The 22,443-nt window shown below is 71.3% G+C and carries 19 protein-coding genes and 1 pseudogene; 9 read left to right on the top strand and 11 right to left on the bottom strand.

Features of this window, described 5'->3' with window-relative positions:
* Positions 1 to 105: 105 nt before the first annotated feature.
* Together ACLZN2_RS36860 and ACLZN2_RS36865 are read right to left on the bottom strand one after the other, a co-directional pair.
* Positions 106 to 663 carry a TetR/AcrR family transcriptional regulator gene (locus ACLZN2_RS36860; protein WP_416983912.1) on the bottom strand — a complete coding sequence of 186 codons (558 nt, stop codon included), beginning with the start codon at positions 661 to 663 and terminating at the stop codon, positions 106 to 108.
* Positions 664 to 945: 282 nt separating this feature from the next.
* Positions 946 to 2,085 carry a hypothetical protein gene (locus ACLZN2_RS36865; RefSeq protein WP_416983913.1) on the bottom strand — a complete coding sequence of 380 codons (1,140 nt, stop codon included), beginning with the start codon at positions 2,083 to 2,085 and terminating at the stop codon, positions 946 to 948.
* A 135-nt stretch (positions 2,086 to 2,220) separates the two neighbouring features.
* Between ACLZN2_RS36865 and ACLZN2_RS36870 the strand changes: the two genes are divergently transcribed.
* Positions 2,221 to 4,038 (top strand): GNAT family N-acetyltransferase, encoded by a 1,818-nt coding sequence (locus ACLZN2_RS36870; protein ID WP_416983914.1) that lies wholly within the window; start codon positions 2,221 to 2,223, stop codon positions 4,036 to 4,038.
* A gap of 48 nt (positions 4,039 to 4,086) precedes the next feature.
* Here ACLZN2_RS36870 and ACLZN2_RS36875 read toward each other — a convergent pair whose 3' ends face one another.
* From ACLZN2_RS36875 to ACLZN2_RS36890, 4 genes are all read right to left on the bottom strand, one after another.
* Positions 4,087 to 6,018 (bottom strand): AMP-binding protein, encoded by a 1,932-nt coding sequence (locus tag ACLZN2_RS36875; RefSeq protein ID WP_416983915.1) that lies wholly within the window; start codon positions 6,016 to 6,018, stop codon positions 4,087 to 4,089.
* 82 nt (positions 6,019 to 6,100) lie between these two features.
* The gene (locus ACLZN2_RS36880; protein WP_416983916.1) at positions 6,101 to 6,301 is read right to left on the bottom strand and encodes a hypothetical protein; all 201 of its coding nucleotides are present in this window, start codon (positions 6,299 to 6,301) and stop codon (positions 6,101 to 6,103) included.
* A 231-nt stretch (positions 6,302 to 6,532) separates the two neighbouring features.
* On the bottom strand, positions 6,533 to 7,333 hold the full coding sequence (locus tag ACLZN2_RS36885) for a thioesterase family protein (protein WP_416983917.1): 801 nt from the start codon (positions 7,331 to 7,333) through the stop codon (positions 6,533 to 6,535).
* Positions 7,334 to 7,424: 91 nt separating this feature from the next.
* Positions 7,425 to 10,421, bottom strand: coding sequence for a carbohydrate binding domain-containing protein (locus ACLZN2_RS36890; protein WP_416983918.1), 2,997 nt, complete (start codon positions 10,419 to 10,421; stop codon positions 7,425 to 7,427).
* Between the two features lie 241 nt (positions 10,422 to 10,662).
* On the opposite strand from ACLZN2_RS36890, the gene ACLZN2_RS36895 reads away from it, so the two are divergent.
* Positions 10,663 to 11,652 carry a helix-turn-helix domain-containing protein gene (locus ACLZN2_RS36895; RefSeq protein ID WP_416983919.1) on the top strand — a complete coding sequence of 330 codons (990 nt, stop codon included), beginning with the start codon at positions 10,663 to 10,665 and terminating at the stop codon, positions 11,650 to 11,652.
* A gap of 5 nt (positions 11,653 to 11,657) precedes the next feature.
* Here the strand turns inward: ACLZN2_RS36895 and ACLZN2_RS36900 are convergent, their stop codons facing one another.
* Entirely contained in the window at positions 11,658 to 11,921 is a 264-nt protein-coding gene (locus tag ACLZN2_RS36900; RefSeq protein ID WP_416983942.1) for a cupin domain-containing protein, read from the bottom strand.
* A gap of 19 nt (positions 11,922 to 11,940) precedes the next feature.
* Here ACLZN2_RS36900 and ACLZN2_RS36905 point away from each other — a divergent pair, with 19 nt between their 5' ends.
* Entirely contained in the window at positions 11,941 to 12,069 is a 129-nt protein-coding gene (locus ACLZN2_RS36905) for a hypothetical protein (protein ID WP_416983920.1), read from the top strand.
* 42 nt (positions 12,070 to 12,111) lie between these two features.
* Here the strand turns inward: ACLZN2_RS36905 and ACLZN2_RS36910 are convergent, their stop codons facing one another.
* Positions 12,112 to 12,393, bottom strand: a complete 282-nt coding sequence (locus tag ACLZN2_RS36910) for a hypothetical protein (RefSeq protein ID WP_416983921.1) — start codon at positions 12,391 to 12,393, stop codon at positions 12,112 to 12,114.
* A gap of 203 nt (positions 12,394 to 12,596) precedes the next feature.
* Here ACLZN2_RS36910 and ACLZN2_RS36915 point away from each other — a divergent pair.
* From ACLZN2_RS36915 to ACLZN2_RS36930, 4 genes and pseudogenes are all read left to right on the top strand, one after another.
* Positions 12,597 to 14,036: pseudogene (locus ACLZN2_RS36915) on the top strand (MFS transporter).
* A gap of 18 nt (positions 14,037 to 14,054) precedes the next feature.
* A complete protein-coding gene (locus tag ACLZN2_RS36920) occupies positions 14,055 to 14,531 on the top strand; it encodes a VOC family protein (protein ID WP_416983922.1) in 477 nt (158 codons plus the stop codon).
* A 37-nt stretch (positions 14,532 to 14,568) separates the two neighbouring features.
* Positions 14,569 to 15,402 carry an SDR family oxidoreductase gene (locus tag ACLZN2_RS36925; protein ID WP_416983923.1) on the top strand — a complete coding sequence of 278 codons (834 nt, stop codon included), beginning with the start codon at positions 14,569 to 14,571 and terminating at the stop codon, positions 15,400 to 15,402.
* 789 nt (positions 15,403 to 16,191) lie between these two features.
* A complete protein-coding gene (locus ACLZN2_RS36930; RefSeq protein ID WP_416983924.1) occupies positions 16,192 to 17,553 on the top strand; it encodes an RICIN domain-containing protein in 1,362 nt (453 codons plus the stop codon).
* A gap of 66 nt (positions 17,554 to 17,619) precedes the next feature.
* Here ACLZN2_RS36930 and wrbA read toward each other — a convergent pair whose 3' ends face one another.
* Together wrbA and ACLZN2_RS36940 are read right to left on the bottom strand one after the other, a co-directional pair.
* A complete protein-coding gene (gene wrbA / locus ACLZN2_RS36935; protein ID WP_416983925.1) occupies positions 17,620 to 18,228 on the bottom strand; it encodes an NAD(P)H:quinone oxidoreductase in 609 nt (202 codons plus the stop codon).
* Between the two features lie 24 nt (positions 18,229 to 18,252).
* Positions 18,253 to 18,792: a YceI family protein gene (locus tag ACLZN2_RS36940; RefSeq protein ID WP_416983927.1), complete on the bottom strand. Its 540-nt coding sequence runs from the start codon at positions 18,790 to 18,792 to the stop codon at positions 18,253 to 18,255.
* 168 nt (positions 18,793 to 18,960) lie between these two features.
* On the opposite strand from ACLZN2_RS36940, the gene sigJ reads away from it, so the two are divergent.
* The gene (sigJ, locus tag ACLZN2_RS36945; RefSeq protein ID WP_416983929.1) at positions 18,961 to 19,911 is read left to right on the top strand and encodes an RNA polymerase sigma factor SigJ; all 951 of its coding nucleotides are present in this window, start codon (positions 18,961 to 18,963) and stop codon (positions 19,909 to 19,911) included.
* On the top strand, positions 19,908 to 21,179 hold the full coding sequence (locus ACLZN2_RS36950; protein WP_416983930.1) for a hypothetical protein: 1,272 nt from the start codon (positions 19,908 to 19,910) through the stop codon (positions 21,177 to 21,179). The genes sigJ and ACLZN2_RS36950 overlap by 4 nt, the downstream gene beginning before the upstream one ends.
* A 128-nt stretch (positions 21,180 to 21,307) precedes the next feature.
* On the opposite strand, the gene ACLZN2_RS36955 is transcribed toward ACLZN2_RS36950, so the two are convergent.
* Positions 21,308 to 22,357: a formylglycine-generating enzyme family protein gene (locus ACLZN2_RS36955; protein WP_416983931.1), complete on the bottom strand. Its 1,050-nt coding sequence runs from the start codon at positions 22,355 to 22,357 to the stop codon at positions 21,308 to 21,310.
* Positions 22,358 to 22,443: the final 86 nt, after the last annotated feature.

Here is a 22,443-nt window from a genome sequence, read left to right on the forward strand (position 1 = left end):
CCCTGTTCGTCCTTGGAAACTTGTCGTCTTGGCGAAGTGCCGGTCAGCCGACGGGGACCTCGTTGGCCTCGAGGTGGGTGGCGTCGGTCGGAGTGGTCGGAGTGGTCACGACGCTGTCTCCTCGGTCGGCGGGTGCAAGGCGGTGTACAGCAGTTCGGCCTGGTAGAGCGCCATGACCCGGTGGGCGATCGGGGCGGCACGCTCGCGGGCCTCGGCCGGCTCGCGGTGCTCGGCCTTGACCAGCCATGCCGTGACGCAGTCGTGCAGCATCGCGCGCATCCGGTCGGTCATGTCGACGACGATGTCGCGCACGGCGGGGTTGGTGGTCGCCTCGCCCCAGGTCTGCACGCCGACCCGGGCTCCGGCGGGGTCGATCGCGGCGGTCAGGCGGGCGAGCAGTTCGTCGGGGTCGGGCGGCGTGTCGCTCGCGGCGTACGCGCCGAGGACCTCGGCCCGCTCGGCGAGCACCTCGCGGGCTGCGGCCTGGACCAGGTCGGCCTTGCCGCGGTAGTGGGCGTAGATCGAGCCGGCCGAGAGCCCGGACTCGGCGGTGATGTCGGCGATCGAGGTCCGCTCCAGACCGTTGCGCCCGAAGCAGCGCACGGCGGCCTCCGTGATCTGGGCGCGCCGGAGCTCCTTGCGCGCATCGGTGAGCCGGGGCATGACGAACTCCCTCAAAAAGAGCGGCGGTTCTGCTTGTGGAGCACACCCTACAAGCAAAACCACCATTCTGTTTACGGTGCCTGCGACATGTTCAGGTGTGTGGTTGTACAGTGCAATCGGCGAGGGCGCTCGGTCCTGGCGGTGGGCAGCGGCTTTCTGTTCCACCGAACCCCTTCCCAGGGCCGCCGGGTCGGGGCGCTCCCACTACTCGGGGTGAACTCGTGGAGTCCGATGGTCGATCGAGTGAGGCCGACACTGTCGGTTTCCTCAACTTCCGCTTGACTACAGGGCCTGGGCCGGCTCGTACTGCCGCCACGCCCGGCCGCCGTCGCGGGAGATCCACAGCCCCTCGCCCTTCACGAGGTCGTACGTCGCCGTCGTCGCGTCCGCGATGCCGTAGAGCGTCGTACCGTCGACGGTGAGCGACGTGAAGGCCGCCGGGGTCTCCAGTTCGTGGAAGGCGCTGTTGGTGCGGTCGTCGGCGAGCCAGTGGCGGCCGCCCTCCTCGCCCACCAGCAGTCGCCCGTCCGTGAGCGGCTTCAGGACCAGCCAGTCCGGGCCGCCGGTGAGGTCCCGCCACGGAATGCCGCCGTCCAGGACCGTCTTCCAGTGCCCGCCGCCGTCCAGCGTCACCAGCAGGCCGCGCACGCCCTCGCCCCGGGAGAGGGCCAGCGCCGCGGTGCCGCCCCGGGCGGCGAGGACGCCGCCCGTGTACGGCTCGGGGACGGCCTTGGAGCCAAGGGTCCGGCCGTCACGCTGCCACACGACACGGCCGCCGCTTTCGGTGAGGGGCTGGTCCAGGCTCCAGACCGTGCCCTGTTCGTCGACGGCGAGGCGCACGGCGTCGTCCGGCAGTCCGGCCGGGGGCGCCGCGGGGCCCGTGGCGGGGCGGTAGACGAGGGCCGGTTCCCGTTCGGTGAGCAGGATGTCGCCGGAGCGTGTGCGCAACGGGGTCGCGGTGACGACGACCTGGTGCCGCTTGCCGCGTACGTCGAGGACGTACGCGTTCTCCGTCCCCTCCCCCGGCACCCGCACGAAGCCCTCACGCACCCCCGCGAACGCGGCCGGCGGCGCCTCCGCGTCCGTGTGTTCGGCGTGCTCGGCGACCGTACGCCCGTCCGGGCCCACGATCCGCCAGGCGGAGGCGGCCGGCCCCTCGTCGTCCTCGACGTTGTCGGCCTCGTAGGTCAGGAGCAGCGAGCCGTCGCCCGAGCGGGCCACGCCGTCGGGCGCGCCGACCGCCTCGATGACATCGGCGGGACGCGGGTGGGCGTCTTCGATGACCCGCTTGTACTTGGCCTCCCGGTCCCCTGACTGCCCGTCGTCGAAGCCGCCCGGGCCGCAGGCGGGCAACGCCAGCGCCGCACTCGCCGCAACCAGGAACCCGACCGTCCGCCACCCGCGTTTCCCGAGCCACCCCATTCACACATCCTCACATGACGCGGCGAGCGCCTTCGCGCGGGAACCACGCGACTCGTGGGCTCCGGCCGAGCGTTTATCGTTCGTCGTCGTGCCGGTGTGCGCAGGGGCGGCGAGGGCGTACGGGAGGAGCAATCGGTGTTGTTCGTGGTGGGTTCCGGACGACGGTCGCTGCGGATACGGTCCGCCCGGTCCGACGAGGCGGAGGCTCTGTCCGCGCTCGTGCTGCGTTCGAAGGCGTACTGGGGGTACGACGAGGCGTTCCTGGCGGCGTGTGCGGACGACCTGCGGATCGCGGCCGGGGACGTCGCGGCACGCCGGGTCGTCGTCGCCGAGGAAGCGGGCTGTGTGCTGGGCGTGGCGTCCCTGGAAGGGGCGGCGCCGGACGGTGAGTTGGGGCTGCTGTTCGTCGAGCCGGACGCCATCGGCGGGGGTGTGGGCCGCGCGCTGTACACCCATGTGCTGGCCACGGCCCGCGCGTTGGGGTTCACGCGGCTGGCGATCGAGGCCGACCCGCACGCGGAGCCCTTCTACCGCGCGATGGGTGCCCGCCCGGCCGGCGGCGGGCCCTCGGGCTCGATACCGGGGCGTGAACTGCCACTGCTCCACGTGTCGATCGCCGCGGCGGCGTCGGGCTGGGCGCAGGCCTGGACGGGCGGCCGGCGTGCGATCCATCTGGGCAATGTCAACGGTTTCCAGGCCCAGTTCGCCGGTATCGGCGAGCAGTCCCGGTACGGCGGTGCCCACTACGCCTGCCTGGCGGCCTTCGCCGGCCCGCATCCGGCGGCGCTGGTCCTGCCGAAGGCCGTGCCGGAGGGCTGGACGGATCTGGTCGGGCGGCAGCTGGCCTGGGAGCCGGTCGAGGTGTTCGACGGACTTGAGTCCGAGGAGACTTCTCAGGGCGGGGGCCTGCCCGTCGGCGCGGACGGCCTGACCGCCGCCGTGCTGGCCCGCCCCGCGCTCGCCGCGCATCTGCGTGCCTCGGGCCTGCCGTTGGTGCCGTGGGGGCGCACCCCGGCGTTCGCCGAGCTGGCCGGAGAGGAGCCCCTGGCCACGGAGGCACTGCGGTACGAGTCCAAGCGGGCGGCCAACGAGTTGTTCGCCCGGCTCGCGCCCGGTCATCCGGGGGTCCGGGTGCCGCGGCAGTGGCCGGTCGCGACCCGGCGCGAGGCGGGCCGGGTCCTCAGGGCACGGGCCCGTGCCGGACAGGCGACCGTCGTGAAGACCGAGCACGGCGCCGGAGGCTCCGGCACCTGGCTGGTGACCGGCCGCCGGGACCGTCCGCCGCTGCCACGCGGCCCGCTGCTGCTGGAGGAGTACGTCGAGCAGGGCGCCGGGGTCGGGGCCGTGCTCGACGGCGAGCGCACGCCGCGGGACCTGACGTACGACGGTCTTGTCGCGGCGGACGGCGAGGTGCACGACGTGGGCGTCGCCGTGATGGACGTACGGGGCACCGCCTACCAGGGGGCGACCGTCGGCCCCGGCCTGGTGCCGGGGCCGGTGGCCGACACGGCGGCGCGGTTCGGGCACGCCGTCGGCCGGGAACTGGCGGCGGACGGCTACCGGGGCTGGTTCGACGTCGACTTCGTGACCGGCTCCGACGGACGGCCGGCGCCCACCGAGATCAATCTGCGGTTCACCGGACCGGCCGTCGCCTTCATGGTCAAGGCCCGTCTCGACGAGACCAGGGGTGCCGGGCATCTCGTCCGTACCGTCGACCGGGTCCCGCTGGGCGCCCGTCTTCCCGCCAGGGAACTCAACGCCCTGCTGCGCGAGCTGACGGAACGTTGCACCGCGATCGACACCGTGCTGGTGCCGTCCATCCCGACCGCCGCCTTCGACCCGTCGCCCTACGTCGGGGTGGTGCTCGCGGCGCACGGTGTCGAGCGGCTCGACGCCGCCGAGGCGCTGGTGCGCGCCGCGGCCCGGGACGTGGGGCGGATGTTCGGTCCTTAGCGTCGCCGTTCCCGTCCTCGGCGTCCGTCGTCTCCGTGTCTCGGCGCGTCAGCCGTCGGTGTCGTCGTTGGCCGTGGCGGGCCGACGCGTCGCCCAGACCGCGACGACGGCCGCCGCGATCATCAGCGGGACGTTGAAGACATAGACGAGTGCCGCCTGCCGTGGCCAGTCGGTCTTCGCGGCGAGCCGATAGAGGTTGTCCTGCGGCCACCAGGCGGCCAGCAGCCAGACGATCGCGAGATGCGCCGCGACGGTCAGGCGGCGCGTTCTGCCCTGCCGCAGCATCGCCGCCCGTCCGCCGACCAGGAACGTCACTCCGGCCGCGAAGGCAAGGCACTCGGCGAAGTAGAGCACGCGGAACAGCACCGACCATGGTCCGGGCACACCGGTGAGATCGGTGGAACCGGGCCAGAGAACGTCGGTGAGCGCGGCGGCCACGATGGCGATCACCGGCAGTGCGCACGCGACGAAGCAGGACCTGGCCTCCCGCTTCGTCATCGGCTGCCCGCCGCCCTTGCCGCCCCTGCCGCCCGGCGCGCTCGGCGGCTGGGGCAGCGCCCGGCGGTCGATCTTCCCGGCCCGGTCGCGCGGCAGGGACGGCAGGGCCACCACCGTCCCGGGTATCTCCGCCTCGGGTACCTCGCCGGTCAGGTGGGCGCGTATCACCTCGGCGCCGGGCGCGGTCTCCCCCCGGGGCGCGACGACATGGGCGACGAGCCGCTCCCGCTGCTGTGCGCCCCCGTCCGCCGGGACGGCGGTGATGACGGCTTCGCGGACCCCGGGGTGCGAGGCCAGCGCGGCCTCCGCCCGATGCGGGTCGACGGTACGGCCCCGCACGGTGAACCGGTGCGCGAGACGCCCGCGGAACTCCAGCAGGCCGTCCTCCCGCAGCAGCCCGAGATCGCCGGTGGGCAGCGCGTCGCCGCCGTCCGGCGGTGTCAGCCGTATCTCACCCTTGTGGATCTCCACGTGGCACCCGGGGAACGGGCGGCCCAGCAGCGAGACCCGCTCCGGCCGGGGCACCGGCCCGGTCAGCTGGTCCGGCTCGAACCAGGTGCCGCAGCCCGCGGTCTCCGCGGGACCGTACACGTTCAGCAGCCGCGCCCCGGGCACGAGCCGTCGGTGCAGTCGCACCTGCTCGGCCACGGTCAGCCGTTCCCCGCTCACCACCACCAGGCGCAGCGAGTCGGCCGGCCGGCTCCTGAGCAGCTCGGCCGCGGTGGCGGGGTCCGTGTCCAGCACGGTGGCCTCGGGGTCCCAGCTGTCGGCTTCGACGGGCAGGCCGGGCAGGAGCAGGGTGGCTCCGGAGCACAGCGCGCGGACCCAGCCGCCGGTGAACGCGGCGGTGTCGGGCGGTGCGGTGACCAGGTGGCGGTCACCGGGGACGAGCTGGTACACCTCGGCCCAGCCCTCGTACGCGGCTCGCAGCCGTGCGTGCCCCACGGCGACGGCCCGCCGCTCGCCCGAGGCACCGGCGGTGAGGAGTACGGCGGCCGCTGGGCCGCTCGGCATGTTGAGCCGCTTGCCGGAGCGGGCGTCGATGGCGGTGGCCTCGCTGTCCAGACAGACGACGCGCCGGCCGCTGCCGTCGTCGACGTGCGGGCGGAACGCCTCGTACGTCACGACGGCCGTGGCACCGGCCCGTTGCAGCAGCTGCCCGGTCCGCCCCGTCGGCCCGTGCGGGTCGACGAGTACGTAGGCGCCCCCGGCCTTCAGTACGGCGAGCACCGCGACCAGCGTCTGCTCCGGCCGGCCCGTGCTCACCGCGACGATCCCACCGGGCCGCAGCCCGCCCTCCAGCAGCTGCCGCCCCAGCCGATCGGCCCGGCCGTCCAGCTCGCCGTACGAGACCGTGTGCTCTTCCGTGACGACGGCGGGCCGGTCCGGTGCCGCCTGGGCCTGCTTCTCGACCAGATGATGAATCCCGGCTCCCCCGCCCGGTCCCGTCCCCGAACCGCGCGCGCTCACGACACCACTCATGATCGAACCGTAGACGCCCACCCCTCGTTCCCACGCCCGTTGCGGGCGCTGTTTCTCAATTTCCGTACTCCGTTACGTACTTCTACGGATACCCACCGGTGTCTTCAGGTGCGGTCGCCCGACGGTGGTGGATGCGGCGGGCGGCGGTGTCGGCGGCCCAGACGAGGGCGACGGCGGCCAGGGCGAAGAGGGCGGTACCGAGGACGCCGGCAGCCGCGAGTAAAGAGAGCCACGGGGCGTTGGGGTGGTCGGGGCAGAATCGGGCGGGCTCGCAGCTGGGCATCGGTCCTCGTTTTCAGGCTGGTGTGCGTGGATGGCGCTGAAAACGTCGATGTCGCGTGGGGCCGGTTGCTTACGCCACTCTTCCTGACTTTTCCTGTTACCTACGTCACTTCACAGCGTGATGGGGCCGAGGTCGGCTGCGGTCTGGGGCCGGGGACACCGCCCCGTGAAGCGGGAGGGTTGCCGGTACCACTCCGTCGTTGGCGCCGGCGGCCGTTGCCCATCAGTCCGGTCAGCCGCGTGCCGCCACGTACAGGCTCTGGGTGCTGCGGCCGATCGGCCCCTTCTCGTCGTGCAGGGCTGACTCGGCGAGGCCGATTCCGGCGCCGTCGACCATCGTCCGGGCGTCCAGGCAGACCCACTCGCCCTCGGGATGGCGATGCGTGCTGACGGTGAGGTCGGTGTTGATGAAGACGTACCGGTGGAAGTCCAGCGCGGCGCTGACGCCGTTGCCCGAGTCGGCGGCGATCAGCACCCTGCTGAGCGGCGCGGTCTCCTCGCCCGCGACCAGGGGAACCCTCATGCGCATCCACGCCGTCGCCGGGCCGGGCTCCAGGAAGGAACCGGCCGCGAAGCGCACTTCCATGCCCGTGTGATAGCCGCGGTCCCACGGGACGGGAAAGAACGCCTTCTCGGGTGCGCCCGTCGGACCGGGCACCTGGGGGCCCGGCGACACCTCGGGTACCGAGTGCGGCGCGGTCTTCAGGAGCAGGGCCGTCACCCGCATCACCTCCCCGCCGCCGTCGGGCGTCAGGGCCGCCTCCACGAGCTCGGTGCTGCGCCCGGTGCGCAGCACGCGCACGGCCACGGTCAGCGGTCGAATCGGAACCGGGCGCATGATCTCGTACGTGAGCCGGGCGACCCGCAGGTCCGGGCGGGCCTCGGGCCGTTGCTCGACGGCCAGCCCGAGCAGCGCGGCCGGCGGGCCGGCGTGCTGGGAGTCGGCGTCCCACGGTCCACGGGTGTACGGGGTGGGGAGGAACCGGTCCTGGGCCTCCCGCTCGTAGAAAGCCTCTGCTTCCGACACCGGCATGACCTTCCGTCCGTGCTCCGCGGGCCCCGCGGCCCCTGTTCACCCCCATGCTACTAAGCGCTTGCTCATTCCGCTGGGTGATGGTGTGGCGTCACTTCAGGTACGGGCCGTCGGTGCCGATCTTGCCGGGGCCGTTCAGCACGTACACGCGGAGGTTGCCCTTGCCGGGTGCGGCGACGGACAGGGATCCGCCTGAGACGGTCTTCGTGTCGCCGGTGACGGCGTCGGTGTAGGTGCCGTTCGGGATGGCGGTGAAGGTGGCGTCCCCCGTCACGGTGACCAGGGCGAAGCTGTCCGTCGTGCCGCTGGTGTAGCGGCGCTTGAACGCCATCTGGCCGCTGATGCCGGTGGTGGAGTACTGCCCCGTCTGCAGAGCGGGGACGGCGCGGCGGATCTGGTTGAGCCGCTGGAGGTGCTTGACGAGGGGCTGTGCGAGGGTGGTGGCGACCTCGCCGCTCGCGGAGTCGGCCCTGCCGAAGTCGGATGCGGTGACGGAGCCGGCGAGGTGGTCGCCGTAGTAGGCGCGTCCTGTGCCCGCCAGCGGGCAGGTCGGGCCGCAGTCGATCTGCTTGCCCTTCTGGAACTCGATCTCCGACCCGTAGTAGAGGGTGGGGATGCCGCGGAAGGTCCACATCAGGGACAGGTTCTCGGCCCAGGCGTCGGTGCCGCCGCTGTAGCGGGTGCTCGACTTGTTCGGGCCGTAGTCGTGGCTGTCGACGTAGACGACGTTGTAGGTGGCGTCGTTGACGCTGTCGTCGGAGTCCTTGCCGTTGTTGTAGGCGTTCTGCGCGTCGCTGAAGTTCATGTGCATGCGCATGTCGATGATGTTCATGCCGGAGAACCGGCTGCGGTCCGGCGTGTGGTACGTGTTGCCGTCGAGGAAGGCGTTGGTGGAGGTCGGCTGGTTGCCGGTGCCGAGCTGTTCCTCGTAGGTGTACTGCTCGATGGCCGCCGTCTCGTCGTCGGCGCTGTACTCCTTGCGTTCCTTCCATGTGTAGAACTGGGCCGAGTGGTTGACCGAGCCGCGGTTCCACTTGTCGTTGACGAAGGCGCCGACCTCGCCGAACACGAAGAAGTTCTGCGCGGCCGTGGTGCCGAACCGCTGGGTGACCCGGTCGTAAATGGCGGGCAGGAAGCGGCGGTTCCAGGTGATGCGCGGAATGTGGACGGCCGTGTCGACACGGAAGCCGTCGACGCCCATGTCGATGTACTTGTCGTAGGCGCCGATGAGGTAGTTCTGCACGGGCGTCGACTCGGTGTTGAAGTCGGCGAGGTCCTCGTGCAGCCAGCAGGAACGGGAGTCCTCGCCCTCCCAGTTGCCGATCCAGCACTGGTGGTAGTACGTCTTCGGGAACATGCCCGAAGTGGGGCTGGGCCACTGGCAGTTGTAGAGGGTGTAGCCCTCGGCGCTCTTGCCGCCGGTGGTCTTGCCCCAGTTGAGGCAGGTGTTGCCGGAGGGCTCGGCGGTGGACCAGAGGTCGCCGTTGTAGTACGACTTGCCGGACTTGGGCTCGACGGTCAGGCCGTCGTATTCGAACCCGTCGCTCTTCTCGTCGTAGTACCAGCTCCACTGGGAGTCGCGGACGCCGTACACGGTCGGGGTGAACAGGCCCTTGGCGCCCCAGCGGGAGCTGTGGTTGTAGACGACGTCCTGGTAGATCTTCATACCCTTGGCGTGGGCCGCGTTGATCAGGTCCTGGTAGGAGGCGCCCGCCGACTCCAGGCGGGGGTCGACCTTGTAGAAGTCGTAGCCGTGGTAGCCGTGGTAGTCGTAGTCCGAGCGGTTGAGGACGACCGGGGTGATCCAGACCGCGGAGAAGCCGAGGGCCTTGATGTAGTCGAGTTTCTCGACCAGGCCCTTGAAGTCGCCGCGGAACATGGGGTCGTCGTTGGCCGCGTTGCCGGACCTGACGTGCTGGCTGCCGCCGCGGTCGTTGGTGGTGTCGCCGTCGAAGAAGCGGGCGGTGAGGACGAAGTAGACGGGGTCCTTGCGCGGGTCGGTGCCGAGCGGGGTGCCGGCGGCCGGTTCGGGGGCCTTCTCGCCGGTGGTGGCCGTGACGGCGGCCGAGGCGGGTGAGGTGTTCCCGGCCGCGTCGACGGCCTTCACCGTGTAGGTGTAGGTGGTCTTCTCCTCGAGCCCGGTGTCGGACAGGACGGTCGAGCCCACGTCGGTGACGACCGTGCCGTTGGTGCCGCCGGTGCGGGTGACCTGGTACTTCGTCACGCCCTTGTTGTCGGTGGCCGCGTCCCAGCTCACCACCACGGAGGTGTTGGCGGCGCTCGCGGCGACTCCGGTGGGTGTGGTCGGCGCCTCGGTGTCCGGTGTCTCCGCCGCACAGGGGTTTGTGGCTCCGGCGGTGACGGCGCGGTCCTTCACCGTGGTGGTGCCGGTGGTGATCGTGTAGTCGGAGCTGTTGTTGTTGTCCCAGACGCCGTTGCCGTTGTTGAAGGCGGCTTTGAGCGACGTGGCCGTGCCGATGTCGAGTGTCTTCTTCCACCAGCCGGTACAGGCGGCTTCCATCCCCAGGCCGGGGACAACCGTCCAGGAGCCGCCCGCGGGTGCGTAGTGGATGTTGGCCGTGGTCCAGCCGGAGGTGGCGGTCGAGTAGTAGACGGTGGCCTGGTTGCCGGATCCGCTCCCGGAGTCGGTACACGGGTCGCTGTGGGCGATCACTCCGTCCTTCACCGTCACGGCGCCCGTGCCGAGCGCGTAGTTGCTGCCGCCGTTGTTGTCCCAGGTTCCACTGCCGTTGTTGAAGGTGGCCTGCAGGCCGGTGGCCGAGCCGAGGGGGATGGTCTTCTTCACCCAGTCCGTGCAGGCGGCTTCCATCTGCACGCCGGGGACCGTGGTCCAGGAGCCGCCGTCGGGGGCGTAGTGCACGTACGTGGAAGCCCAGTTCCTGGTCTTCGTGTAGTAGAAGACGGTCGTCGAGTTCGAGGCGTCCGCCACTGTCCGTACTGGGGTGGGGCGGGGCTCCTGTTGGTGCGTGACCAGCCCGAACACCGTCGCCGCCGCGGCGGCGAGAGCGAGCGCGCGCCGGACCGGATGTGCTTGCTCACGTCGCGCGGGTGAAAACGTGCGTCTCATGGTGTGCCTCCCAGCGGGCCGGCGGGATTTGAGCAGCACCCCTGCAACATGAACCGGCAAGTTGCTGCAAGTTTTTGCATCGAGAAAGCTACAGGGACATGTCATCAACGTGAAGGGGTCTGACACCCGGACCGCCTGACCGCCTCACCGCTCGTCCGAGGGGACGGCCCGCGTCGCGGCGCACTCCCCGTGCGAGGATGCCGGAGGGAGCGTCAGGCGGCGGCATCGGAGTGGGAACGGAATGATCGGGACGGTGTTCCGGAGCGAGGATCTGCCCTCCGAGGACAGGTTCGACCACTGGCGGGATCTGGTGGGCCGGATGCGATCGCCCAGCGACCTCACCAGTACGCACGCCTCCGAGTTCTGGGCCCAGTGCCGGCTGATGGATCTGGGGTCCGTGACCGTGTGGCCGACATCGTTCCTGCCGACGCGGTACCGGCGGAGTCCGAGACTGGTGCGTCAGTCGGACCCTGAGATGTACCACCTCTCCCTGCTGCTCGACGGAGGCCTGGCTCTCGAGCACGCGGGGCGGAGCAGCACATTCGGACCGCGTGACCTGCATCTGACCGACAGCTCACAGCCGTACGACCTGCGTCCCGCGGACGAGCACGAGCCGCGTGTCATCAGGGGGGTGGGCGTCGACTTCCCCAAGGCGCTGCTCCCTCTCCCACCGCACCGGGTGCACGTGTTGCTGGGCCGGGGGCTGTCGGGGCGGGACGGCCTCGGCGCCCTGCTGGCGGATTTCCTCATCGGTCTGGAACAGCAGGCCGACACCCTCCAGCCGTCGGACGCGCCACACCTGGGCGCGGTCGTACTGGACCTGCTGTCGGCCTGGTGCGCCCGAGCGCTGGACGCCGAGGACGCCCTGTCGCCGGAGACCCGCCAGCAGGTCCTGGCGCGGCGCATCCAGGCGTTCATCCGGCAGAACCTGCACGACCCGGACCTCAAGCCGCCGATGATCGCCGCCGCACACCACATCTCCGTCAGTTATCTGCACCGGATCTTCCAGCAGCAGACGCAGGGGGAAACCGTCGCGGCCTGGATCCGCCGTCGGCGACTGGAGGGCGCACGCCGGGACCTGGCCGACCCCGCGCTGTGCGCCACGCCGATTCACAACGTCGCCGTGCGGTGGGGCATCTCCCGCGCGTCCGACTTCACACGCGCCTTCCGCGCCGCCTACGGGCTCTCTCCCAAGGAGTACCGGTACCAGGCGCTGAGCGGGCGGGAGTAGCGGGATCAATGGTGCGGGCTGTCGCCGAAGGCCGTCACCGTCAGGAAGCGGATCGGGAGTTCGACCAGGCGTTCGGGTCCGTGGGGGGCCTCGCCGTCGAACTGGAGGGCGTCACCTGGGTGGAGGGTGTAGCTGGACTTGCCGTGGCCGTAGACCATGACGCCTTCCAGCATGTAGAGGATCTCGGTGCCCGCGTGCTGTGCGGCGGGCCGGCGCCTGGCCCACGGCACCTGCACCATCGAAGCGCTGCCCGGCGGCGGCAGCCGCATCGCGTTCACGTACGCGTGGGTGCGTGCCCCCGCCGTCGACCGGCTGCTGGCTCCCGTCGTACGGGCCACGATGCGGCGCGCCAACCGCACCGTCATGGAGCGTCTGGCCACCGAGCCGGCTCGTCACGTGTCCACCGCCGGCGCCTGACAGCGGCGCCCGCCCCCGCACTCCCGGCGCCCAGGGCCCGGGTCAGGCCTCCACGGCGGACTCCTCGGTCTTCGCCGTCTCCTCCTGGGCCATGCGAAGGAAGCGACGGATCGCCTCGGGTGCCATGTCGAGCCCCTCGGACGCGGACTTCTCGTCACCGAACACCTGCACCGCGTCGGCGACCGCCACGGCGAGTTCGGCCTCCGCCTTGCGGACCTTGGCCTCGGCCTTGTCCACCGTGTCCACCACCGACAGCTGCCGGCGCTGCTTCTCCTGGAGCCTCTGCTTGCGGGAGAGCGTCTTGTCAGAATTCTGCACAGTCACGGCCAAGATCATAAACGGGCGAGGTGTGCGCGGCGAAATCAGCAACTCGCCTGCCGTACAAGGATGTTCAGGCCTCAACGATCGCCCCGGACAGTCCGATCCTCAGGACGAACCGCTGCGCGGCCCTCCGCCCCGATATAGGTGATATGTCGCGTAAAGTGGCTTCTCTCTGGGCTCTTCGCGGGCGGGATGGAGTTGAGGCCGTGTCGTTCGCGGAGTCAGCCGGTGGCGGGGCCACGTCCTCTTCCGGGCCGACCGCGCAGCCCGAGCGACGGTCCTGGGCGCCGCTGCTGGCGGTGTGCGCCGGGTACTTCATGGTCATCCTGGATGTGACCGTCATCAACGTGGCCGTGCCGGTCATCGGCCGGGAGCTGTCGGCCTCACTCACCGGCATCCAGTGGACCACCGACGGGTACACCCTGGTCTTCGCCGGGTTCCTGCTGACGGGTGGCGCGCTGGGCGACCGACTGGGGAACCGTCTGGTCTTCTGCCTGGGCGTGGGGGTGTTCACCGCGTCCTCGGCCGCGTGCGCGCTCGCTCCGAACGCTCCTTTCCTGGTGATCGCGCGGCTGGTCGAGGGGCTGGGCGCGGCATTGATCGTGCCCGGTTCACTGGCTCTGCTGCAGCAGGCCTACCCGGAGCCCGCCGCCCGCGCACGGGCCTTCGGGCTGTGGGGGTCGATGGCGGGCATCGCGGCGTCGGCCGGGCCGCTGCTCGGCGGGCTGCTCGTCTCCACGGCGGGCTGGCGGTGGGTGTTCCTCGTCAATCTGCCCGTCGGCGCGGCCTGTCTGGCGCTGACGCTGCGACACGTGGCGCGGTCGCCCCGGCACCCCGCCCGGGCGATGGACTGGCCGGCGCAGTGCGCCGTCGTGGCGGCCGTGGCCCTGCTGACCACGGCGCTCAACGAGGCAGGACGCCGCGGCTGGTCCGATCCGGCCGTGCTCGCCGGACTGGGCCTGGCACTGCTCGCCGCCGCGACCTTCGTGGTGCGGGAGCGGCTCGCCCGCCCCCCCGCTCTCCCCCTGGGCCTGCTGCGCTCCCGTGCGGTCAGCGGCGGGGCCGTGATCGGACTGCTGTTCAACTTCGGCTTCTACGGCATGGTGTTCACCGCGAGTCTCGGCTTCCAGCAGCAGCGCGGCTACACCGCCCTCGTCACCGGGCTCGCCCTGTTCCCGGCGGTGGCGATGACCACGTTCGCCTCCGTCCTGTCCGGGCGGCTCAGCCGCCGTACCGGCGACCGTCCGCTGGTGATCACCGGCATGCTCACCGCCGCCCTCGGACTCGGCGGCTGGGCGGCGGCCGGCGCCGACCCCGCCTACCCGCTCCTCGTCGCCCCCATGATGGCGGCCGGATTCGGCACCTCCTTCGCCCTCACCGGTACGACCACCACCGTCATGTCGGCCGCTCCCCCGGCCTAGGCGGGCACCGCCTCCGCGCTGTTCAACACGACGCGCCAGATCGGCAGCGCCACCGCCGTCGCCCTCGGCGGCAGCCTCCTGGCCACCGCGACGGACCCCCGCACCGGGCTGCGCGTCAGCATGGCCGTCGGCGCGTTCGCGTACCTCACGGCGTCGGGCCTGGCGTGGCTGTGTGTACCCCGGAGAGGTGGTGCAGCACCCTTGTCGGCTTCCGCGCGTCGGTGACAGAATCTCGTTCTCGTGATGGAGAACAATGTTTTCGGCGTGCGTGCGGCGGATCAGTTCCACGTCGGGCTGGTCGTCGACGACATCGCGTCGGCCGCGGACGAGCTGTCGACGCTGTGGGGTTACGAGTGGTGCGAGGAGCTCAGCGGCCGGTCGCACGTGGTGCTTCCGGACGGCGGGACGGAGCTCGAGCTGCGGTCCGTGTACTCGGTGACCACGCCCCGTATCGAGCTGGTCCGGAGCATCCCGGGAACCCTGTGGCAACCCGCCGACTCGGGTGTCCACCACCTCGGTTACTGGTCCGACGACGTGGCCGCCGACTCCGCCGCGCTCGCGCGGTGCGGCCATCCGTGCGAAGCCATGGGCGTACGGCGGGACGGCACGGCGCACTGGGCGTTCCACCACGGGCCTGGCGGACCACGCATCGAGTTGGTGACCCGCGCCCTCCAACCAGTCCTGGAGCGCATCTGGGCCAAGGGCAGAGAACCGTCGTAGACGAGATGGAGATGGGGATGGGGATGGAGGAGGGCCGATGCCGATCGTGGGAGTGGTGACCGGTGGCGGCCGGGGCATGGGGCTGGAGTGCGCGCGCCGGCTGGCGGGCCGCGTCGACCGGCTGCTCGTGGTCGACCGTGACGGGGCGGGCGCTGCCGCCGCCGCGGCGGAACTGTCGGGCCAGGGGGCGGTCGTGGAGCCGTTCGAGCTGGACGTCACCGACCGTGAGGGGCTCGCAGGGCTGAACCGACGGGTCCGCGCTCTCGGCACGCTCCGGGCGGTGGCCCATGCCGCGGGTATCTCGCCGACCATGGGCGACTGGCGCCGCGTCCTCGCCGTCGACCTCGTCGGCACCGCTCTGCTGCACGAGGCGCTGCGCCCCCTGGTCACCGAAGGGACGGCGCTGGTGTCCTTCGCCTCGATGTCGGCGGACTTCGTTCCGGCCGAGCCGCACCCGGCGGCGGAGGAGGCGCTGGACGAGCCGCTCGATCCGCGGTTCCTCGACCGCCTGCGCGCCGCCCTGGGGCCGTCCGTCGAGGATCCCGGCACCGCCTACTCGTGGGCCAAGCACGGCGTACGGCGTTTCGTACGGAGCGAGGCCGTGCGCGTCGGGCCCCTCGGTGGCCGGGTGTGCTCCGTGTCCCCCGGCATCGTCGGCACACCGCAGGGCCGGCAGGAGGCCGAGCACCACCCGTCCATGAAAACCATGGTCGAGCGCACCCCGTTGGGCCGTGAGGGCCGCCCGGAGGAGGTCGCCTCCGTGGTCGCGTTCCTGCTCTCCGACGAGGCGTCCTTCCTCACGGGCGTGGACATCCGGGTCGACGGCGGAGTGATCGCCGCACTGCGCGGAGGCGCGGATCCGCGGCCCTGACGGGCCACGGGCCGCTGCGGGGCGGCGGCGCGCCCTCATCCCCGCGACCGCCCGAAGCCGAACGGCGCCGGCGCCTGAGGGCGGCGCCCGGTCGTCGACGCCATCGCGGCGCAGGACGGGTTCGCCGCCCGTGCCGGGGTCGGCGAGGCGGCCACGATCGTCGGCGGCCTGCGCGACCCTCGCACGACCACAGCGCTGTATCTGGCGTGCCTCTCGGTCCATTTGACGGTGACTGGGGATGGGCGGTAGCCGCGGCCTGCCGCCCAGGCCTCGAAGGTGCCGCGTACCCTCGTCTCCACGGGGGGAGGTACGGAATGGAGCAGGTGGCGGCGGAGTCGGTCAGGTACTCCGGCATCTGCCCGGACTGCGGTGCGGAGCCGGCGTGTTGGGGCACGCAGGTCCTCACGGACGGGCGGCTGCGGTGGGACGTCGAGTCCTCGTGTTCCGCCTGCGCATTCACCGTGGCCGTGTGTGGTGGCGAACTGCCCGCCGAGCGGCCGGGATCAGCTGCTTGCCGAGCATGGTTCCGCGCGGCTCCGGGTGGACAGCGCGTCGGTGAACCGCGTCGCCGTGATGCGAGTGGTGCGAGCCGGGCTCGGAGTCGATCTGGCGAACGCCCGGAGCGTGGCGGGTGACTGTCCGGTCGAACCGGGGCATGTGACTGACTCGGCGTCAGATGCCAAATTCTTATGGTGAGTTCGGGTGCGAGGCCTGGCGCCGGGTGCCGTGGGTTCGGTATGTCATGCCTCTGCCATCACATTGGAGTGCTGGAGTCGAAAGGAAACTCCCGTGCGTCTGCGCCCCCTGCGCTTTCTCTGCGGTACCGCCGCGCTCGCCCTGGCTCTGCCTGTCCTGGCCCCCGGGCAGGCCGCGGCGGCCGTTCCCGTCTCCTCGGTCTATCTGCAGAACTTCGTCACCGGTCTGAACGCCGCCGACAGCGGTGGGACCCTCGCCGCGCACAACCCCAAGGGCAACGAGGATCATCAGCAGTGGACCGCGGTCGCGGTCGACGGCGGCCATCAGTTGCAGAACGCCGACGAGTCGGGGACCTGTCTCGGCCGGAGTGGGACGTCCGCGGTGACCGCCTCGTGCGGGGCGACGGGAACCGTGTGGACGATCACCGCCGGTGCCGACAGCACGTACACCGTGAGTGTCCCGGGCACCTCGCAGTACCTCACCGGATCGTCCTCCGACTCCGCTGCCGTACAGCTCGGCTCGGCCGGTGATCTCGCCCGCTGGTACCTCACCCCGGTGTCGTACGCGACCGCCTCGATGCCGTCCGCCGACACCCGCACCCTGGATCAGGTCACGTTCCTGACCTCGCACAACGCCTTCGCCAACGGCGTCGACGGTAACTTCGCCTCGTTCCCGGTGAATCTGTTCCCCAACCAGAACTACGGCATCAGCCGCCAGCTCAGCGAGGGTGTGCGCGGCTTCATGCTGGACGACTACACCGTCTCCGGGCAGGCCGTGCTCTGCCACAACAGCTGTGACGGTGTGAGCGGCCCCGTCCCGCTCGCCACCGATCTGCAGCGCATGGTCGACTTCCTGAAGGCCAACCCCGGTCAGTTCGTCACCGTGTTCCTCGAGGACTACGCCTCCTCCGACGTGCTGAAGGCCTCGCTGGCCTCCGTGAGCGGGCTGTCCGACGTGCTGTACCGGCCCGACCAGGAAGGGGTGGCGACCAAGGGCTGGCCGACCATGGCCGACCTCGCGGCGCGCGGCAAGCAACTGCTGATCTTCAGCGACCGGACGCGGGCGAGCGACACGGCGAACGGCTGGACCACCCGTGACACCTTCGGGGTGATGTACCAGCGGGAGTGGACCGTGGAGAACTACTGGTCCATGGGCGGCGGGCTCGGCGACTCCGACTGGTCCTGCTACAGCCGCTGGGGCACCGGCCGGCCGCTGACCGTGGACTCCGCCGCCTTCCACCCGCTGTTCGTGATGAACCACTTCCGGGACTACACGATCAGCGGCACCGCCACCACGGACAACGGCAAGCTCCTCAACCGCGCGCAGAACTTCTGCACGCCCGCCGCGCGCAAGAAGCCCAACTTCCTCGCCGTGGACCGTTACGATCTGGGCTCCCCGACGCCGCTCAGCCAGGTCGGCACCCTCAACACGTACATCCTCGCCCCGGGGCAGTGAGCGACGGCCCGCCGGGGACCGCGGTTCCGGGCCCCCGGCGGTGCCGCCGCCCGATCGGCCGCCCGATCAGGCCGCGCGGCCGGCCTTCAGTGCCGCCGCGGTCTCGACGACGCGCCGGGCCTGGTGCCGGGCCGCCTGCAGGGTCACCTCGCCGGGCGGGCCGTCACCGGCCACGTGGGAGGTGCCGTAGGGGTTGCCGGACCGGAACTGGACAGGGTCGGTGTAGCCGGGCGGCACGATGATTCCGCCCCAGTGGTAGAAGGTGTTCGCCAGGGCCAGCAGGGTGGACTCCTGGCCGCCGTGCGCGGTGTTGGAGGCGGTGAAGGCCGAGTACACCTTGTCGGCGAGCCGGCCCTGGAACCACAGGGGGCCTGCGCCCTCCATGAACTCCCTGAGGCGGCTCGCCGGGTTCCCGAAGCGGGTGGGCGTGCCGAACAGCACGGCGTCGGCCCACTCCAGGTCGTCGTGGCCGGCCTCGGCGATGTCGGCGGTGTCCGCCACGTGCCCGGCCCAGGCCGGTTGGGCGCTGATCGCCTCCGCCGAGGCCGTCTCGGCGACCTTGCGCAGCCGTACGCGTGCGCCGGCCTTCTCCGCGCCCTCGGCGACGGCCTGCGCGAGGGCGTGCACGGTCCCGGTGGCGCTGTAGTAGATGACGGCGAGGTTCACGGGTTCCACGGTTGTCGCTGCCTTTCTTCGTGGTCAGGACTGTCGGATCGCCGCGATGTCGAACCGCAGCGTCACCTTGTCGCCGACGAGTCCGCCGGCCCCGTTCACGGTCCAGTCCCTGCGGTTGATGGTCGCGCTGCCCGTGAAGTCGACCCGGAAGCCGCCCCGCGCGTCGTCGCCCGAGTCGGTCAGCTCGACGTCCACGGTGACCGGCCTGGTCACCCCGCGCAGATCGAGGTCACCGGTGACCTGGAAGGTGGTGCCGCCGGTCTGCCGCACCCGGGTCGAGGTGAAGGTGATGGCCGGGTGGTGGTCGCTGTCCAGGAAGTCACCGCCGCGCAGGTGGTCGTCGCGTTTGCGGTTCCGTGTCTGGATGCTCTGCGCACGGATCGTGAGCCGGGCGGTGGACTTCGACGGGGTGTCGCCGTCCAGGCGCACGCGGCCCTCGAACGCGTCGAACCGCCCGCGCACCTTGGCGACCATCGCGGCCCGCGCGGCGAAGCCGATCCGGGAGTGCGCGGGGTCGAGGACGTAGTCGCCGGTGAGTTCGCCGAGCGTGGTCGTGGCTGTCATGCTTGATCGCTCCTGGAGGAGAGGGTCCGCGGGACCGTCGCCCGGTCCCAGCAGTACGACGAGACGGCCGCGCGGAATGTGAGGCGGCTGGCGGCCCCTCACAATGCGCCGCGCTGTCTCGTCGGAGAGGTGAGGACAGAGGTGAAGACCGAGGGAGTCGTCCACACCATGACCAACCCTTCCGAGCCGCGAGACGGCCGGCTCGATCCGGCCCTGCGCGCGATCATGTGCGAGCGGAACCAGCTGATCGGTCTCGCGTACCGGCTGCTCGGTTCACTGGCCGAGGCCGAGGACGTCGTACAGGAGACGTACGCGCGCTGGTACGCCATGTCGCCGCGGCAGCGGGAGGACATCGACTCCCCCGGCGGCTGGCTGACGACCGTCGCCGGCCGTATCTGCCTCGACCTGCTGGGCTCGGCGCGGGCTCGGCGGGAGCGGTACGTGGGCGAGTGGATCCCGGAGCCGCTGCCCGACGGTACGGAGTGGATCAGCGGGCGGTGGACCGGTGCCGCGGCCGAACCGGCGGACCCCGCCGACCGGGTCACCCTCGACGAGTCGGTCAGCATGGCCTTTCTCGTCGTGCTCGACGCCATGACGCCCGCCGAACGGGTCGCGTTCGTGCTGCACGACGTGTTCCGTTACCCCTTCGCCGAGGTGGCCGAGATCGTCGGCCGTACGCCGGCGGCCTGCCGTCAGCTGGCCTCGTCGGCCCGCCGTCGGGTGCGCGCCGCGCGGCCGCCCGTGTCGGCGGCGCCGGCGGCCCGGCGGGCCGACGTCGTCCGGGCGTTCAAGCAGGCGTGGCAGGCCAAGGACATCGACGCCCTGCTCGGTCTGCTGGCCCCCGACGCGGTGGCCACCGGGGACGGCGGCGGACTGGCCCCCGCCGCCCCGCGTCCGGTGGAGGGCGCCGAGCAGGTCGCCCGCTTCTTCGCCGACCGGGCCGACACGGTGTCCCGTATGACGCTCGTGGAATGTGCGGTCAACGGTCAGCCCGGCCTGGCGGCACGCAGGGACGGCGTCACGGTGGCGGTACTGGCCTTCGACGTCACCGGCGACCGGATCGAGCGGGTCTGGGCGGTACTCAACCCCGACAAGCTCCGCTCCTGGACGGCGGGTTGAGAGCCGACCGCCTCCGTCTCCGTCGTGGCGCGGGTGAGGGCTGGTACGGCAGATACGCCCTGCGGATCACCAACTGGGACGGCGTCACGGTCTACGACTTCGACAGCGACGGCTATGCCGAGGTCGCCGTACGCATCGCCTACGGGGTCACCTTCGGCGACGGCACGACCTGGACGCACGGCGACAGCTCACGCCAGTGGATGGCGATCCTCGACGGCCGTACCGGAGCCCTGCCCAACTACTCCTCGATCCCCACCACTTACCTCGACGACGGTCCGCTGGCCGCCCGGCTCGGCGTGGCGTATCTCAACGGCACCACCCCGAGCCTGGTCGCGTTCATGAAGAACCGGAAGGACGACGGGTCGTTCAACCTGATGATGGGCGCCTGGAGGTTCGACGGCGACTCGCTGGACCGACAGTGGTCCTGGCTGCGCGGCAGCCAGGACGCGCCCGACGGACACAACACCCGCGCCGTCGACGTGAACGGCGACGGCACGGACGAGATCGCCGAGATCGGGTTCGTCCTCAACGGCGACGGCACCCTGCGCTACTCCATGGGCCCCAGGGGCATCGTCCACGGCGACCGCTTCCGCATCGCCGACCTGGACCCGAGCCGACCCGGACTGGAAGGCTACGGCGTGCAGCAGGACAACCCGAGCGGACTGCTCGAGTACTACTACGACGCCGCGACGGGCGCCCTCATCTGGCAGCACTACGGCGGTCCCGCGGACGTGGGACGCGGCATGGCGGCCGACGTCGACCCGCGCTACCCCGGCATGGAGGTCTGGTCCTTCTCGGGCCTGTACAACGCGCCCGCCAACACCCTGACCCAGTCGAGCACTTCACTCACCCCCTGGCCCCAGCTCGGCCTGTGGTGGGACGGCGACCTCACGGCGGAGCTGCTCAACGACGGCAAGATCGAGAAGTGGGACCCGTCGAACCCGACCGCGAGCAACAGCCTGCCCCGGCTGGTCAGCACCTGGAACTACGGCGCCGTCGACGCCTCCCAGGGTGTGAACCCCGCCTTCGTCGGCGACATCCTCGGCGACTGGCGCGAGGAGGCGGTGTACACCAACGCCTCCTACGACGAGCTGATCGTCTTCACCACGAACCAGCCGACGACCACCCGGCTGTACACGCTCGCGCACAACCCCGCCTACCGCGACGCCAAGACCTTCAAGGGGTACATGCAGTCCCACCACGTCGACTCCTTCCTCGGATCCGGCATGACGACACCGCCCCGGCCGAACATCGCGTACGCACCGTGAGGTACGGCAGGCCGCCGGGCCTCCTCGTCGGCATCGCCCCCCGCCGCCGACTCCCCGTCGACGGACGTCCCGCTGCCGGCGCGGCCCCGCGAGGCCGGGCCGGCTCAGGCGCGTACCGTCATCCGGCCTCAGTCAGCGGTGGCGACGACACGGAAGCCGACGGTCGGGTAGCGGCCGGACGGGTCGCGGCCCTCGCCCCGGTAGACGGCGGTGCAGCTGTTGAGGTTGGCGTACCAGGAGCCGCCGCGGATGGCGTTGACCTGCTGGCCCATCTCGCCTCCGTGGGTGGCGGTGATCACGGAGGTGGTCCACTCCCAGCAGTTGCCGCACAGGTCCCAGACGCCGTCGGCGCTGACCCCGCCGGCGTAGGTGGTGACGGGTGTGGTGTAGCCGCCGGTCTCGGTGATCGCATCGTAGACGTCGGTGTAGATGAAGCCGGTGCGGCTGGCGGTGACGTTCCAGCCGGCCACGGTGCCGGTGCTGCCGATGGAGAGGATCTCGGAGATCGGGAAGCTCTGGCCGTACAGGTCGGAGCCGGTGGCGGTGTAGGTGGCGAGGTCGGAGCCGTGTTCGGCGAGTTCGTAGGCGGCGCACACGGCCATGTAGTTGTAGTTGCTGGTCAGGACCAGGTCGGCGTAGGTGGTGCCGGCCGTGGCACCCCAGGGGTAGCTGAGCCCGTCGGGTCCGGAGGCGGCGTTCTCCCACTCGGCCTCGGTGGGCAGCCGGAAGGTCACGCCGTCGTCGGAGGCGCGGTCGGTGAGCCAGGCGCAGTAGTCGGTGGCCGAGTCGAGGGAGACGGTCAGGACGGGGTGGTCGGCCCTGCCGGTGGGATACGTGCCGTTGTCCCAGTACGGGGGCGTCTCGTGGCTGGTGTCGGTGACGAACTCCAGGTACTGGGCGTTGGTGACCTCGTACGTGCCGAGCAAGTAGGCGGCGGCGATGGGCGAGGCCTCGCCCGCGCCGGCCGTTCCGGCGAGGTCGGTGGCGAAGGCGAAGGACGGGTTGGCGGCGATCGCGGTCAGGTCCTGGCCGGCGACCGTGGTCGTGGCGGCGGTGGTCGTCTGTGTGGTGCCCGGGGCGGCGATGGCGCGGCCCGGCCGTACGAGGCCTGTGGCGCCCGTGACGCCGAGGAGGGCGAGGAGGGTCCTTCTGCTGATGCCTGGGGCGGTCGCGTTCATGACGGCTCCTGAAGGGTGAGGGCGTCGCGCGTCCCTGCGCGCATGGCTGATGGTCCATCAACTGGCGCAATCTGTCGACACTTCGG

Source organism: Streptomyces sp. T028 (assembly GCF_048159505.1).
GTDB lineage: Bacteria > Actinomycetota > Actinomycetes > Streptomycetales > Streptomycetaceae > Streptomyces.